The organism is Niastella sp. (assembly GCF_045805085.1).
In the GTDB taxonomy this organism is placed as follows: domain Bacteria; phylum Bacteroidota; class Bacteroidia; order Chitinophagales; family Chitinophagaceae; genus Niastella.
This window is the reverse complement of the sequence record NZ_JBJMLX010000398.1, coordinates 1-13669: the sequence shown is the minus strand read 5'-3', so window position 1 is coordinate 13669 and position 13669 is coordinate 1. Positions and strand designations below refer to the sequence as shown.

Annotated in this window: 13 protein-coding genes and 1 pseudogene; 10 read left to right on the top strand and 4 right to left on the bottom strand. The window is 44.1% G+C overall.

Annotation, left to right across the window (positions count from 1 at the left end):
- Together ACJ751_RS20840 and ACJ751_RS20835 are read left to right on the top strand one after the other, a co-directional pair.
- Positions 1–285: pseudogene (locus tag ACJ751_RS20840) on the top strand (ABC transporter ATP-binding protein); the annotation flags it as partial.
- Positions 263–1135: an ABC transporter permease gene (locus ACJ751_RS20835; RefSeq protein ID WP_407747454.1), complete on the top strand. Its 873-nt coding sequence runs from the start codon at positions 263–265 to the stop codon at positions 1133–1135. The pseudogene ACJ751_RS20840 and the gene ACJ751_RS20835, both read left to right, overlap by 23 nt.
- Here ACJ751_RS20835 and ACJ751_RS20830 read toward each other — a convergent pair whose 3' ends face one another.
- The 3 genes from ACJ751_RS20830 to ACJ751_RS20820 all read right to left on the bottom strand — a co-directional run bounded on the left by ACJ751_RS20830 (position 1136) and on the right by ACJ751_RS20820 (position 5734).
- On the bottom strand, positions 1136–3124 hold the full coding sequence (locus ACJ751_RS20830; protein ID WP_407747453.1) for a PAS domain S-box protein: 1989 nt from the start codon (positions 3122–3124) through the stop codon (positions 1136–1138).
- A 214-nt stretch (positions 3125–3338) separates the two neighbouring features.
- Positions 3339–4688: a Gfo/Idh/MocA family protein gene (locus tag ACJ751_RS20825; RefSeq protein ID WP_407747452.1), complete on the bottom strand. Its 1350-nt coding sequence runs from the start codon at positions 4686–4688 to the stop codon at positions 3339–3341.
- 83 nt (positions 4689–4771) lie between these two features.
- Positions 4772–5734, bottom strand: coding sequence for a formylglycine-generating enzyme family protein (locus ACJ751_RS20820; protein WP_407747451.1), 963 nt, complete (start codon positions 5732–5734; stop codon positions 4772–4774).
- Between the two features lie 270 nt (positions 5735–6004).
- Here ACJ751_RS20820 and ACJ751_RS20815 point away from each other — a divergent pair, with 270 nt between their 5' ends.
- The 3 genes from ACJ751_RS20815 (at position 6005) to ACJ751_RS20805 (ending at position 8041) form a co-directional block, all read left to right on the top strand.
- A complete protein-coding gene (locus ACJ751_RS20815; RefSeq protein WP_407747450.1) occupies positions 6005–6925 on the top strand; it encodes a hydroxypyruvate isomerase family protein in 921 nt (306 codons plus the stop codon).
- A 60-nt stretch (positions 6926–6985) separates the two neighbouring features.
- Entirely contained in the window at positions 6986–7699 is a 714-nt protein-coding gene (locus tag ACJ751_RS20810; protein WP_407747449.1) for a hypothetical protein, read from the top strand.
- Positions 7700–7897: 198 nt separating this feature from the next.
- Positions 7898–8041, top strand: coding sequence for a hypothetical protein (locus tag ACJ751_RS20805; protein ID WP_407747448.1), 144 nt, complete (start codon positions 7898–7900; stop codon positions 8039–8041).
- 341 nt (positions 8042–8382) lie between these two features.
- Here ACJ751_RS20805 and pdxA read toward each other — a convergent pair whose 3' ends face one another.
- Positions 8383–9483, bottom strand: coding sequence for a 4-hydroxythreonine-4-phosphate dehydrogenase PdxA (gene pdxA, locus ACJ751_RS20800; protein ID WP_407747447.1), 1101 nt, complete (start codon positions 9481–9483; stop codon positions 8383–8385).
- Between the two features lie 467 nt (positions 9484–9950).
- Here pdxA and ACJ751_RS20795 point away from each other — a divergent pair, with 467 nt between their 5' ends.
- The 5 genes from ACJ751_RS20795 (at position 9951) to ACJ751_RS20775 (ending at position 13565) form a co-directional block, all read left to right on the top strand.
- On the top strand, positions 9951–10349 hold the full coding sequence (locus tag ACJ751_RS20795; protein ID WP_407747446.1) for a hypothetical protein: 399 nt from the start codon (positions 9951–9953) through the stop codon (positions 10347–10349).
- 485 nt (positions 10350–10834) lie between these two features.
- On the top strand, positions 10835–11587 hold the full coding sequence (gene rsmA, locus ACJ751_RS20790) for a 16S rRNA (adenine(1518)-N(6)/adenine(1519)-N(6))-dimethyltransferase RsmA (protein ID WP_407747445.1): 753 nt from the start codon (positions 10835–10837) through the stop codon (positions 11585–11587).
- 20 nt (positions 11588–11607) lie between these two features.
- A complete protein-coding gene (locus tag ACJ751_RS20785) occupies positions 11608–12531 on the top strand; it encodes an NAD(P)-dependent oxidoreductase (RefSeq protein WP_407747444.1) in 924 nt (307 codons plus the stop codon).
- A gap of 153 nt (positions 12532–12684) precedes the next feature.
- Complete coding sequence (greA, locus tag ACJ751_RS20780) at positions 12685–13158, top strand: transcription elongation factor GreA (protein WP_407747443.1); 474 nt, start codon at positions 12685–12687, stop codon at positions 13156–13158.
- 17 nt (positions 13159–13175) lie between these two features.
- Positions 13176–13565 carry an HIT family protein gene (locus ACJ751_RS20775; RefSeq protein ID WP_407747442.1) on the top strand — a complete coding sequence of 130 codons (390 nt, stop codon included), beginning with the start codon at positions 13176–13178 and terminating at the stop codon, positions 13563–13565.
- Positions 13566–13669 lie beyond the last annotated feature (104 nt).

Sequence of the window (13669 nt, the reverse complement as noted above, 5' to 3'; positions counted from 1 at the left end):
GTTGCCGAACTGGTAGATCCTGCACGCACCATGGTGCATTTGGAAGTAACCAATCCGCAGCAGGTAGTGACCTGGTTGCAAAGCAGCCGTTGGGGCACTTGTTTGCAGGAGCAGAACAATACGGTGATCCTTTTGCAAATGAACAAACAGCAAGTGCCCGAATTAACTGCCGACCTGGTAAAGGCCGGGGCCAATATTATGGCCCTGCAACCACAGAATTCACTGGAATCGTATTTTCTGTCATTAACAACCGAAAACCGGCATGTGGACACTTTTACAAATTGAGCTTTTTAAGATCTTTAAACGTCCCCGTACTTATATCGCTTTTATTGCCATTGCTGCCATTGTGGTTTTAATACAGCTGGCATTGTACCTCGATGGTAAAACCTATGTGAACTTTATGCTGCAAAGCATTGAGCGGTTCAATGTGGAAGGCAAAATGCTGAACGGCTATTTTGTATGTTATTTTATTCTGCAAACGTTGCTCATACACGTGCCATTGCTGATTGCCCTGGTGGGTGGCGATATGATTGCGGGCGAAGCCAATATGGGTACCCTGCGTTTGCTCATCAGCAAACCCATCAGTCGTTCTACCTTATTGATAAGTAAATTCCTTGCTTCTACTATTTATACGTTGCTTCTTCTGATTTGGATGGCTATTCTTTCGCTGCTGATCTCGTTGATGGTGTTTGGCCCTGGCGATCTGATGGTGTTTCAAAGCCAGGTCATTATTCAAATTCCCCGGTCAGATGTGTTCTGGCGTTACCTTGCTGCCTTTGGATTTGCGGCTATTGCCATGACAACCGTGGCTGCATTATCGTTCTTTCTATCGTTGTTTGCAGAGAACTCTATTGGCCCCATTGTGGCGGCTATGAGCATTGTAATTGTTTGTACCATTCTTACTACTATGGACCTGCCTTTATTCCTTTCAATGAAACCTTATTTATTCACCTCGCATATGCTGGGGTGGAAGGGTTTTTTTGATATCAGGGCCTCGGCGGATGGCAGTGCAGAATTAGGAAGCATACAGAATCTGCGGGGTATCATGAAATCAGCTTTTATATTGATCTTACACATTATTGGCTTTGTAGGGGTTGCTGTTGTTATATTCAGGAAGAAGGATATATTGTCGTGATCAATCAGCCAATGTAAAATGGAATATACTTCCTTTTCCAATCTCAGATTCTACCCAGATCTTCCCGCCATGCAGCTCCACTATTTTTTTACAATGCGCCAGCCCTATGCCCGACCCTTCATATACTGACCGGTTGTGCAGTCGCTGGAAAATAATGAAAATGCGTTGCTGGTATTGTTTATCAATACCAATACCATTGTCGCGAAATTGAAAATGCCAATGGCCGTTTTGATGGGTAGCAGCTATTTCGATATGCGGAGCAATACCGGGTTTCTGGAATTTAATAGAGTTACTGATCAGGTTTTGAAACAACAGTTTTAATTCAGTGGGAAATGCATTCACCACCGGCAGCGGACCGGCAACGATCTCCGCCTGGTTTTCCTTGATCACTTCGGCCAGATCGGCCAACACTTCTGCAAGCGCCAGATTGCAATTAACCGGTTCAAATTGTTTTTCCCTGCCTATACGCGAGTAGTCAAGCAGGTCTTTGATTAACGTTTTCATTCTGTCAGAAGACTGTATCACATAGTCGATATAGCGGTCTGCATTTTCATCTAAGCGGCCATGGTATTGCTTGCGCAGCAGCTCCACAAAACTGGAGGTAGTACGTAGTGGTTCCTGCAGATCATGCGAGGCTACGTAGGCAAACTGTTCCAGTTCCTTATTCTTGATCTCCAATTCGGCAGTTCTCTTTTGTACTTTTTTCTCAAGGGTAGCATTAGCCTCCCTGATTTCTTTTTCCATTCTTTTCTTTTCTGAAATATCGCGAATGGCGGCCGTTAGCAGTACCCCTTCTTCGGTTTCGAGCGGGCTCAAACTCATTTCTATCGGAAACTCATTCCCGTTCTTACGCCGGCCCAATACTTCAACCCCTATGTCTGTTGACCGAACACCAGGAATATCATAGATCAATTTTGGTTGTTCATGTTGAGCGGAACGGAACCGTTCAGGCAACAATAATTCCATGTTAGCCCCGATCAATTCATTTTTTTGATAGCCGAAAATATTTTCGCATTGTTTGTTCACCAGGGTGATGCTGCCTTTTTCATCCATGATCACAATGGCATCAGGGGCAGATTCCAACAGTCCTTTAAATTTTTGTTGCGCCTGTTCAATATCGTGCATGCTTCGGTGCAGTTCTTCGGCCATGGTATTGAAGTTGTTGGCAAGTATGCCAATCTCATCTTTCGAAAATGCCTTGGCTTTGCGGGTAAAATCATTTTTGGCAACGGCTTTGGCCGACTGCAATATTTCGTTCAATCCTTTTTGGATGTTGCGGCTTACTATAATGGCCAGCGTTAAACCGGTTATTTCAACAGAAAGCGCGATCAGGAATAATAATCTCAATACCAGGTTTTCGAGCCAGCGTGATCCTTCCCCCAGGGTGTATGAAAACTCATCTTCCAGTACGGTGAGGCGGGCGTTCAGGGGATCTATTGTCTGAACAATTGCGTTGATCTTTTCGGGCGAGGGATTGGGCGCGTTTATTTCTTTATGTAATTGTTCACCAATAGGTATAAACTCTGTTACCGATAGGTCAGCCGATGCCCATGCTTTGATAGCTTTATTAATATAATAAACGCGATTGAAACGGGAGAACAGTTTGATCATGCCATCCACATCGTCTTTATGGTTGCGGCCTTCAATAAAACCCTCCCTGGCAATCACCATGTCTGGATTTGCTTTATTCAACTCGATCAGGGTTTTGTGGTCGCCGCCGGAGACCTTCATAAATTCCTTGAACTTCTGATAATCGGTTTCGTTATGTGTACGGCTGTACCGCAATAATTGATACATGGCATCCTTTTGCGCTTTTGACCAGAGGCCTTCGCCGCTTACATAAGCCCGTACAGCCGAAAGGGTATTTATAGAAAATATCAGCGCTCCCAATTCTATAGCGATCAGGGTAGCCATAATGCCCACGGTAAAGTATAACTTTTTGGCAATAGATACGTTTCTAAACCATTTGGAAAGCGAAACACCCTTCATTATAATATCTTGTTTTTATTACCCGTATTATGATTGGTTGAACGATAGCCTGGGAATACTTATTTGCTACTAAACGGGGTCCGGACAGCGAAGCTGGCTGCCAGCGGAGGGAAGGTAAGTAAAATTTTTTAGGATTGCCTGTTAGCCTGCTATAAAAATAAAGCCCGGAAGAAAGTGTATGTTTCTTCCGGGCTTTATTGATTGTCCTTTCTATTTAAAATCCATACCTGGTTACACCGGGTATGGGAACCGGATAGTATCCTTCATCATTTGGCAATATCGGCGGCATAGCATTGAAGTCGTACGATTTGGGTTGCAGGTTTAAACCAGAGTTCAATGCTTTGTCCCATTCCACTACCTGACCGGTATACGTGGCCATTCGGCCGAGAATGGAAGTCATGGAACTATGGGCGCCATTTTCGGCATCGGCAAATTTATATTCACCTTTGGCAATAGCCGCAAACAACTCATCGTGTTCGGTTTGGTAAGGATTGTTCTCGGTATTTTTATCAAACTGAAATAATACTTTGCCTTTAGGGTCAACGATGTTGGCATCACCACACTGTATTTTCCCTTTGGTGCCTATCAGCAGTTCATCAACCTTGCTCATAGTGCCGGGAATGTGGCGGCATTGGCTGTTCAATACAGAACCATCGGCATAAGTGAATTCAACATAGTGATGGTCGAATATTTCGCCATTGTCTTTCCCTTTGCGTACCTGGCGACCACCCATGCCCTGGGCTTTTACGGGATGGCCTTCTTTGAACCAGTTTATTACATCGAGGTTATGGATATGCTGTTCGCAAATATGATCGCCGCACAACCATACGAAGTAGTACCAGTTACGCATCTGGTATTCCATTTCGGTTTGACCGTACTGACGTTTACGCACCCAAACACCGTCATTGTTCCACCAGGCTTGTGCGGAGGTAATATCGCCAATAAGGTTCTTGCGTTTGAATAATTCGCGGTAGGAGTATTGGTAGTGGCGTTGCAGACCTACCACTACGTTTAATTTTTTTTGTTTGGCGGTTTCGGCGGCATCCAGCACCCGTTTGATGCCGGCAGGATCGGTGGCTACCGGTTTTTCCATGAATACGTGTTTGCCCTGTTTTATGGCTTCTTCAAAGTGAATGGGACGAAAACCAGGTGGCGTTGCCAGTATCACTACATCGGCCAGGGCAATGGCTTTCTGATACGCATCAAAACCATGGAATTTTCTTTCCTCAGGCACATCTATCCGTTCTGCTATATTAACGCCGCCGTTGTTCCTGGTGTTTTCGGGGGCAGTTAACCGTGTATAGGCTCTGTCTAAATTATCACGGAAAGCATCGGCCATGGCTACCATCTTCACATTTTGTTTGCTTAGTAAAGCCTGTTGGGCAGCACCGGTTCCCCGGCCACCGCAACCGATCAGCGCTACTTTTATGGTATCATCTGCGCCGGAGAAAAAATTGGCTTTTGACAATAATGGCGAAGCAAGTAATCCGCCGGCCAGCCAGGTAGATTGTTTTACAAACCGGCGGCGTGAGGTGCCAAGGTTGTTAGATTGTTCGGTGCTCATTTGCATCAGTTTTAGTAGTACAAAATCGGGATCCCCGGGTAGGTCATCCGCCAGCTGGCGAACGACTCACCCTTTTTTCAATATTACTCGTGGCAATATTTTTTATAAAAAGCCGCCGCTTCTTCAGCGGTGGGCGCTTTTGCCGGGCGAACGATCCTGAACCCAACGGCCATGGCATCGGTAAGCCACCATTTGCTTTTGGGCATTTGCGGATCGCGTTTGTTCCAGGCTGCATCGGATGGCTGACGGCTGGCGCAACGCAATGCATCGGGTTTATCAAGATAACCACCGCCGCGTACAGCGCGTGGGTAGGTTTCCGTTGGTGCTATCATGGGATTGCTGGGCGCATCGCCAATAGCAGTAAAATAATCATCCCTGTATTGGTCAAGCGTCCATTCACCTACATTGCCCAGCATATCATATAATCCCCAGGCGTTTGGTTTTTTCTGTCCTGTTTTCTGGTATTTCCTGTTGCTGTTACCGGCGAACCAGGCATAATCATTCAGTTGTTTAGCATCATTCCCAAAGAAGTAAGTACTGGTGCTGCCGGCCCTGCAGGCATATTCCCATTCTGCTTCAGTAGGCAGGCGATAAAAAATACCGGTCTTATTATACAGCCAGCGGCAGTACATCATAGCCGTGTATTGCGACATACTGTTAACCGGGAACCCACCTTGTTTGCCCATGCCCCAGCTCAGGTCAATGTACTGCGGAGTGGGCCGCGTAATGGCATCCACCTCCGTTTCGCGCGGCGTGTTTTCATCGTTGAAGAACAATAAAAATTCATCGTACGTCACTTCTTTGGCGCCCATCCAGAAGGAATCGAGCTGCACTTTTTTTACCGGTCCTTCTGTTGCCTTACGCCCTGCTTCACCAGCGGGGCTGCCCATATTAAAACTGCCGGCCTGTACAGGCATCATGCTGAACGATACGGAACTGCCGGGTATATTTTGATCATAGGGTGCAAATGCGTTTGAACTATTTGTTTGCGCTAGCCCGGTAGCGCCCGCAAACAATAATGATATTACAATTTGTATTGATTTCACAGGTGTTCTTTTAATGAAGGAAATGGAAATTAAGAAATTAAATCATTCCATTGGTAACCCGACCCCGGATTAGTTAATGTAAACGTTTGCATAGTGAAACATCCGCCAACTTGTGGATTAACTGCCGATTGTTGACTGCCGATTTCTTATATGTCGTACAACGATAAAGAAACCCTAAACTATTAGCGGCAGTTTATTTTTTGTTTTCTCAATGAATTGCCATGTAGCTAAATATTATTATCCATAATTTTAAGTACTAAACGGCACTATATGAAAAGAAGGAACTTCGTGCAACAGCTTTCGCTGGCTGGCGCTTCATTACTAACTGCTTCTGCTGCTACTGCTTCCCGTCAGCAACCAATACCTGCTGCAGATAAACCTTTCAATTTAAATTATGCCACCCATGATGGGATGTTCAAGAATAGTGCGGGCGCCGATTTTATTGACCAGATAAAATTTGCGTATGACCATGGGTTTCGCTCTATTGAAGACAATGGCATGATGGCCCGCACGCCCGAGCTGCAAAAGAAAATTGGCGACACCCTGCAAAAGCTGGGCATGAATATGGGGGTGTTTGTAGTTACTTCAGACAACTGGCACTGGAAAACTTCTCTTACTACCGGTAAACAGGAGTGGATTGATAAAATGATGAATGATTGTAAGATTGCGGTGGAAGTAGCTAAACGCTGCGGCGCCAAATGGATGACAGTGGTGCCGGGTAATTATGAAAGATCGCTTTCGCCCGAACTACAAACAGTCAATGTAATTGCCGCCCTGCGCAAAGCAAGCGCTGTATTGGAACCACATGGATTGGTAATGGTGCTGGAAATGCTGAGCGACAATCCCGACCTGTTCCTGCGCCACTCCGATCAGGGCTATATGATCTGTAAAGCGGTGAACAGTCCTTCTTGCAAAATGTTGTTCGATATGTATCATATGCAACGCAACGAAGGCGATATCATCAACAATCTCGACAGGTGGTGGGAGGAGATCGGTTACCTGCAAATAGGTAACAATCCCGGCAGAAATGAACCCGGTACCGGCGAAATGAACTATAAGAATATTTTTAAACACATACATGGAAAAGGCTATAAAGGAATACTGGGTATGGAGCATGGAATTTCGCAAAAAGGGCAGGAGGGTGAGACGGCGCTCATAAAAGCCTATCGCGATGCCGACAGCTTTCTGTAAGGCTTCGTTAAATGTAAGTTTATTTGTATCCGGCAAAAAGGCGTGTGCTAAATTTGTAGTATGAATATCCTGGGTATGAAATTATCGGTTCCCGCTTTTCTGCTGCTGTTCCTGCTGCCCTGTTTTGTAAGCCGGGCGCAAGATGTCAATGACCTCATAAAAAAGGTAAAAGATAAACTGGGTCTTGTAAATGATTACGAAGCAGAGGGGATAATGAAAACCGATGTGGCGTTTATGAAAGTGCCCGAGTCAAAAGTGACCATCTTCTATAAAAAGCCTGATAAATTCAAGATCAAAAAACAGGATGGGATTTCCATTGTACCCAAGGGTGGCGGCAATATTAACCTGGCAGCTTTATTTGAAGGGAATAACTATACCGCTGTACCCGCCGGAAAAGGTAGTGTTAATAATGAACCAGTAACTATTGTGAAATTATTGCCGTTGGATGAAAAAAGCGATATAGTGGTGTCAACGCTGTACATCGATGAAAAGGAAGGCCTGGTAAAGAAAGCCATTATTACCACCCGCGAAAACGGCACCTATGAAATGGAAATGCAATATGGCAAATATGCCAGCAAGGGCTTGCCCGATACTATCTCCTTTTTATTTACTACCAAGGATTATAAACTACCCAAAGGCCTTGCTTTCGATTATGATGCAGGTGGTCAGCCACCCAAAACCACTACGGCAACCGGTACTCAAAAAGGCAAAATTCAGCTCTCTTACACCAGCTATACAATCAACAAAGGTTTAGCAAATGACATCTTCAAATAACGCAGCAACACGAATGATTTTATGTGCGTATTGATCAATGTCAAATAGTTTACTCTTTATTAAATTCAGTTGGGTGATACTCAGCCATTTGATGAATAAGTGCATTTTTTTATTACACTTTAAAAGAAATAATATATTCATCAGATGCGTTATAAAAGCGCATTATAATTGTTGATAGTACACCTGAAAACTGAAAACATGTCTTTTTTCCTTCGTTTCTTCAAATTACGTTTCACCTACCGGACAATCTTATCTATAGAGAACGAATGCTGTTTCGATCAGAAACAGGAGCTGTTGGTGGTTAAAGACAACAGATACCAGGTGGCGCTCCAAAATATTTAATAAGCCTTTTTTTACTGCTCACGGCAACGTGGGGGATATCCTGTATTTGGCATGATATAGCTGATATTATATCGCTGTACGCAAAATTTTCCTTGAACCTTAACTTATGCGTCGGTTGCTCTGATGTGTGACCTCGTTTAGTAAACCTTAGCTTGTGCTTTTGCATGGAGTGGTTGCCCGTACCGGGCAACACACTTCGTAAACCTTAACCTATTTTTTTAGGAATGAAATAGTTGCAATGACTGGCATCTTATTTCTTAAACCTTAGCCTACTTGTCCTATCAAAATAAAAAATCCTCCCGGCTTATTGGGAGGATTTTATTTTTATCCAATGCGGTTGATTATTCGTTGTTGGGATCTTCTTCAATTTTTTCATCCTCTACATTCGCCAGTATTGCCGGTGTTACTTTCTTCACCGGGTTGCGATGGTTTTCAACATAGGCGCTACGGCGCTCGATGATATCGATACATTCAAAAATAGCAGTTAAGAAAGAAGTATGATCGGCTTTGTTCTTACCAGCAATATCAAAGGCAGTGCCGTGGTCAGGTGAAGTACGAACGGCTGGAAGGCCCGCTGTATAATTCACGCCTTCGCCAATGGCCAGCGATTTAAAGGGGATCAAACCCTGGTCGTGATACATGGCCAGTACGGCATCGAACTTTTCATACTGACGGCGGGCGAAAAATGCGTCAGCGCTGTAAGGACCCATGGCCAGCATAAAATGACGGGCATCTTTTATAGCCGGTTTAATAATTTCTTCTTCTTCCCGGCCAATCAGTCCTTCGTCGCCGGCATGGGGGTTCAGACCCAGAACCGCTACCTTGGGTTTATCAATACCAAAATCTTTTATCAGCGAATTATTGATGATGCTGAGTTTTGACAGAATGTTTTCCCGGGTTACATGTTTGGCGGCTTCGTTAATGGGCACATGCTCACTTAACAAACCTACCCTGAAATTGCCGGCTACCATCAGCATGACCACGTCCTGTACTCCGAAAATGTGTTTCAAATAAGGGGTATGGCCGGTATAATTGAATTCGCTGCTGTGGGTATTCTTTTTATGAATGGGGGCGGTAACCAGTCCCTGGATCTTGCCTTCCTTCAGCGCCTGTGCCGCTACAGTCAGCGATTTAATGGCGTATTTGCCACCCACATCGGATAATTGTCCGGGCGTAATGCCCACCTCTTCTTCCCAGCAGTTGAAAATATTGATCTGTTTAAAATTAACGCGGTTCAGTTCCTTAATGCTTTGATAGGCAAAATTGATATCGGGTACCGATTTACGGTAAAAATTGATCACTTTATTGGAAGCGAAAATTACGGGTGTGCAAAGTTCAAGCAGACGGTGGTCGTTAAGGGTTTTTATAACCAGTTCTGTTCCAATACCGTTTAAATCACCAATTGAAATGCCTATTATAGGTTTTTGTTGTTGTGCGTTCATTGTGAGTTTACTATTGTAGCGGCTAATTTACGATATAATGTTCAAGGTGTAAGTTTTAAGCTAAAAGCACGCATTTTGGCTGTATTCCGGCTTTTGGGTTTCAAAATAAGGGATTTTCCGTAACTCGCCGGGGTGGGAAAACAATTAGGACGAAATTGTGCGAAGTATTTATCCTATTTTATTGTTATAGAATGTTTTATAACTTGGGTGCGATCGCTTTAGGCAGGTAATGGCCCCCTGGCACCAGCACACAGCATTTTACTTTAGAAGTACCTGCCGGTAACGATTGGTTTGCTCAATTAAGATGTGTTTGGTATACGTTTGCGTATAGCTGTGAGCGTTTAACTGTTATTAGTATAATTCGATCTAGCCTGACTATCTGTTATTGGTAAGTGTTTATTTTAGATTTGTAGCACCAATAAAATTTTGAAAGGCTCGTTTATAATTTGCCCTAGCAATCCGTATTTATGAAAAACACCCTATTGGCTGTGTTGGCTATATCATTGTATAGTGATAGCCAGGCACAGAACGTTGTCCCTCATTCAACCCGGTATATAAAATACCAGGAAGCAATTCCCAATCAATCTATTGATAAAGGAGCTAAGAAGGTCAATCACAAACTCGCCACCGATAATTCAGCCTTTACTAAAATGGCTGATGGAACAGCCAGTTCTGATAAACTGGCCGATATACTGTTGAATTCACTGGAAAATTTTGATAGTGTAAGCAGAACCGGTAAACCGGAGCTTCGTGTAGTGCCTGCTGGCCTGCATACCTATGCAGGGTATATACAGCAATGGACAATAAACAGGCCTGTATCAAAACCAAGGCCTTTGACCAAAAAAAAATCAGGATGGTTATTATAAGTTGACTAAGGTTTTAGTTTCATGCGGATCGAGAGGTACGGTTTCATTCATTCCTGAATGGTAGAACCCTACCTCTATTTTTTTACCCCGGCCCCCTGGTTGCCAAAGTATAAAAGGCAGTAGGCAGTGGCCAATAGTCAGTGGTGGAAAAGGCAGAGGGCAAAGGGCAAAGGGCAGAGGGCAGAGGGCCGCGACGCGGCAAAGCAACCTTTGAAACGGAAGCCATTCTCTTATTGTCTTGTTCCTTTATCAACGCTATCAACCTCGTCAACCCTATCAACCTCCTCCTTTACCCCACCAAACCTTCTTTTCCTCGTTAACTTGTCAACTTGTTAACTTGTTAACTCGTCAACTGGTCAACTGGTCAACTGGTCAACTGGTCAACTGGTCAACTTTCCCCTTCCTAACCTCCTTCTTCCTCGTTAACTTGTCAACTTGTTAACTCGTCAACTGATCAACTGGTCAACTCTTCTTACCTTTACCCCGTGTATACACTAAAAAAATCGCTGGGACAGCATTTTCTGACAGATGAGAATGTTTGTAAGAAAATAGTGCAGGCGCTGCAGGAACATCCCTTTCAACGGCTGTTGGAAGTGGGACCGGGTGGGGGTGCTTTGACCAAGTACTTATTGCAACTGTCCGATATTGAGTTTAAATGTGTGGAGCTGGATGAAGAAAAAGTAACCTGGTTATTAAAGACGTATCCAGCCCTGCAATCAAAGATCATTCACCAGGATTTTCTAACCATTGAACAGCCGTATAGTGAGCCCTTTACGCTGGTTGGCAATTTCCCCTACAATATTTCTTCCCAAATATTATTCAGAGTACTGGAATGGAAAGGAAGCGTGCAGGTAGTGATAGGCATGTTTCAGAAAGAAGTGGCCCTACGGGTGGCAGCTCGCGAAGGCAATAAAGTATACGGCATCTTAAGTGTGCTGGTACAGGCTTTCTTTGATGTGGAATATTTATTTGAAGTGTCTGAAAATGCATTCAACCCGCCCCCCAAAGTAAAAAGTGCGGTAATAAGGTTAACGCCCCGGCAAACCATTCCGGAAATGAAGAGTGAAAGATCGTTTTTTGTATTGGTGAAAACCGCCTTTAACCAGCGGCGTAAAACATTACGTAATGCGGTTAAAAGCTTATATACACCCGAAGCGTTACAAGATCCCATATTCGATAAAAGGGCCGAACAATTAACCGTAAATGATTTTGCGCGGCTTACTTTTGCCATGAAATAGACCCAACAACGAGGATAAGAATGAAGAATGTAATAATCACAGCCAAAGTGCACAACTGGCTGATTGAGCACCTGGAGAAAAAAGGATTTACCGTTCAGTTTGTTCCCGCAGTTACCTATGAAGAACTGTTGGATACCATTCATGAAGCAGAAGGTTTAATTGTTACTACCCGCCTTAAGATCGATAAACCCATGCTTGACCGGGCTGGTAAATTAAAATGGATCGGCCGCCTGGGCAGTGGGATGGAGCTGATTGATGTTTCTTATGCGGAAAGCAAGGGTATAAAATGTGTAAGCAGTCCCGAAGGCAACCGCAATGCCGTTGCAGAACATATGCTGGGTATGTTGCTGAGCTTAATGAACAAGATGAACAACAGCATGCAGGAGATCAGGGAAGGCAAGTGGATCCGCGATGCCAACCGGGGTATAGAGCTTACCGGAAAAACAGTGGGCATTATCGGGTTTGGCAATACCGGAAGCGCTTTTGCAAAGTTGCTTTCCTCATTCGACGTTACGGTTCTGGCCTGCGACAAATATAAGTTCGACTTTGCTAAAAATTTTGTGCGCGAAGCCAATTTTGAACAGATTGCCCGGTATGCCGATGTGGTGAGCATGCACCTGCCGCTCACAGATGAAACTTTTCATTATGCCAACGATGCATTTTTTAATGCCCTGGAACGTAGGCCGTTTTTTTTGAATGCGTCACGCGGTAAGGTTCAGGATACAGGAGCAATTATCAGGGCGCTGCAAAATGGCAAAATTGTTGGCGCCGGTCTGGATGTGCTCGAAAATGAAAAGCTGGAAACCTATACAGATGCCCAAAAAAGCGAACTGGACTGGTTGTTGCAGCAGCCCAATGTGTTGATTACACCCCACACAGCGGGGTACAGTCATGAAGCCTTTCTTAAAATGTCAACCGTGGTGGTTGAGAAATTAGGGATTTAGTTAAAAAATAGAACCGGGTGCCTTAATCATTCTGAAAAAAAGTTTATTTTTGTTTTATACAGTAGTGCAACGCTTCAGCCCTGAGGCGTTGTTCTTTTTTTCTGTTTATAGTAGTAGAGCACCATTTAGACGGTTTAAAATAAGGAGGTTATTATGAGTAATGTTTTATACATAACAAAGGAAACGCTCGAGCAAATGAAAGAGGAGTTAGTGCGTATGCGTACAGTTGATCGTCCGGCTGCGGCCAGGGCAATTGCTGAAGCACGGGAGAAAGGTGACCTGAAAGAAAATGCCGAGTATGATGCTGCGAAAGAATCCCAGGGAATACTGGAAGCCAAAATAAAAAAGCTGGAAAGTGACATTGCCAGTGTTCGTATACTGGATACTGAAAACGTAGATACAAGTAAAGTGTCTATCCTTACCAAAGTGACCATCCTCAATCTTGCTACCAAGAAGAAGATCACCTATACCATTGTTTCTGAAAAAGAGGCTGATCTGAAGCAAGGAAAGATCTCTGTGACCTCTCCCATAGGCCAGGGCCTGCTTGGCAAAGTTGTAGGCGATGTAACAGAAGTTACTGTGCCCGCCGGTGTATTCAAATTCCAGATACAAGAAATTACCGTTTAAGCAAAATCTACCGGGCTATGACTATTTTTTCAAAGATCATTGCCGGTGATATTCCGGCTTACAAGATTGCAGAAAACGATCAGTTTTTCGCCTTCCTTGATATATTTCCATTGGTAGAAGGGCATGTGTTGATAGTGCCCAAGCTGGAAGTAGATAAGTTTTTTGATGTGCCCGACGATTACCTGAGCTGCATCATGATATTTGCGAAACCCATAGCAAAGGCTATTGAAAGATCGTTTCCCTGTAACCGGGTAGGGCTGGCAGTAGTTGGTCTTGAGGTGCCGCATGCCCATTTGCACCTGGTGCCTATTAATGGAATAGATGACCTCAACTTTACCAGGGGGAAACTTAAACTTACACCTGAGCAGTTAAAAGCAGCACAAGAGAAGATACTGGCTAATTTGTAGGCAGAAGGCAGAAGGCAGAAGGCAGAAGGCAGAAGGCAGAAGGCAGAAGGCAGAAGGCAGAGAAAATCCCAGCCGTGCAAGATAATTATTAATTGAAAAATTCG

What these genes read in the sequence shown, in the direction of transcription:
- ACJ751_RS20835 (WP_407747454.1), top strand. Translation starts at nt 263, where the DNA reads ATGTGGACACTTTTACAAATTGAGCTTTTTAAGATCTTTAAACGTCCC.
- ACJ751_RS20825 (WP_407747452.1), bottom strand. Translation starts at nt 4,688, where the DNA reads ATGAGCACCGAACAATCTAACAACCTTGGCACCTCACGCCGCCGGTTT.
- ACJ751_RS20795 (WP_407747446.1), top strand. Translation starts at nt 9,951, where the DNA reads ATGAAAAACACCCTATTGGCTGTGTTGGCTATATCATTGTATAGTGAT.
- ACJ751_RS20830 (WP_407747453.1), bottom strand. Translation starts at nt 3,124, where the DNA reads ATGAAGGGTGTTTCGCTTTCCAAATGGTTTAGAAACGTATCTATTGCC.
- ACJ751_RS20805 (WP_407747448.1), top strand. Translation starts at nt 7,898, where the DNA reads ATGTCTTTTTTCCTTCGTTTCTTCAAATTACGTTTCACCTACCGGACA.
- ACJ751_RS20810 (WP_407747449.1), top strand. Translation starts at nt 6,986, where the DNA reads ATGAATATCCTGGGTATGAAATTATCGGTTCCCGCTTTTCTGCTGCTG.
- ACJ751_RS20775 (WP_407747442.1), top strand. Translation starts at nt 13,176, where the DNA reads ATGACTATTTTTTCAAAGATCATTGCCGGTGATATTCCGGCTTACAAG.
- ACJ751_RS20815 (WP_407747450.1), top strand. Translation starts at nt 6,005, where the DNA reads ATGAAAAGAAGGAACTTCGTGCAACAGCTTTCGCTGGCTGGCGCTTCA.
- ACJ751_RS20785 (WP_407747444.1), top strand. Translation starts at nt 11,608, where the DNA reads ATGAAGAATGTAATAATCACAGCCAAAGTGCACAACTGGCTGATTGAG.
- pdxA (WP_407747447.1), bottom strand. Translation starts at nt 9,483, where the DNA reads ATGAACGCACAACAACAAAAACCTATAATAGGCATTTCAATTGGTGAT.
- greA (WP_407747443.1), top strand. Translation starts at nt 12,685, where the DNA reads ATGAGTAATGTTTTATACATAACAAAGGAAACGCTCGAGCAAATGAAA.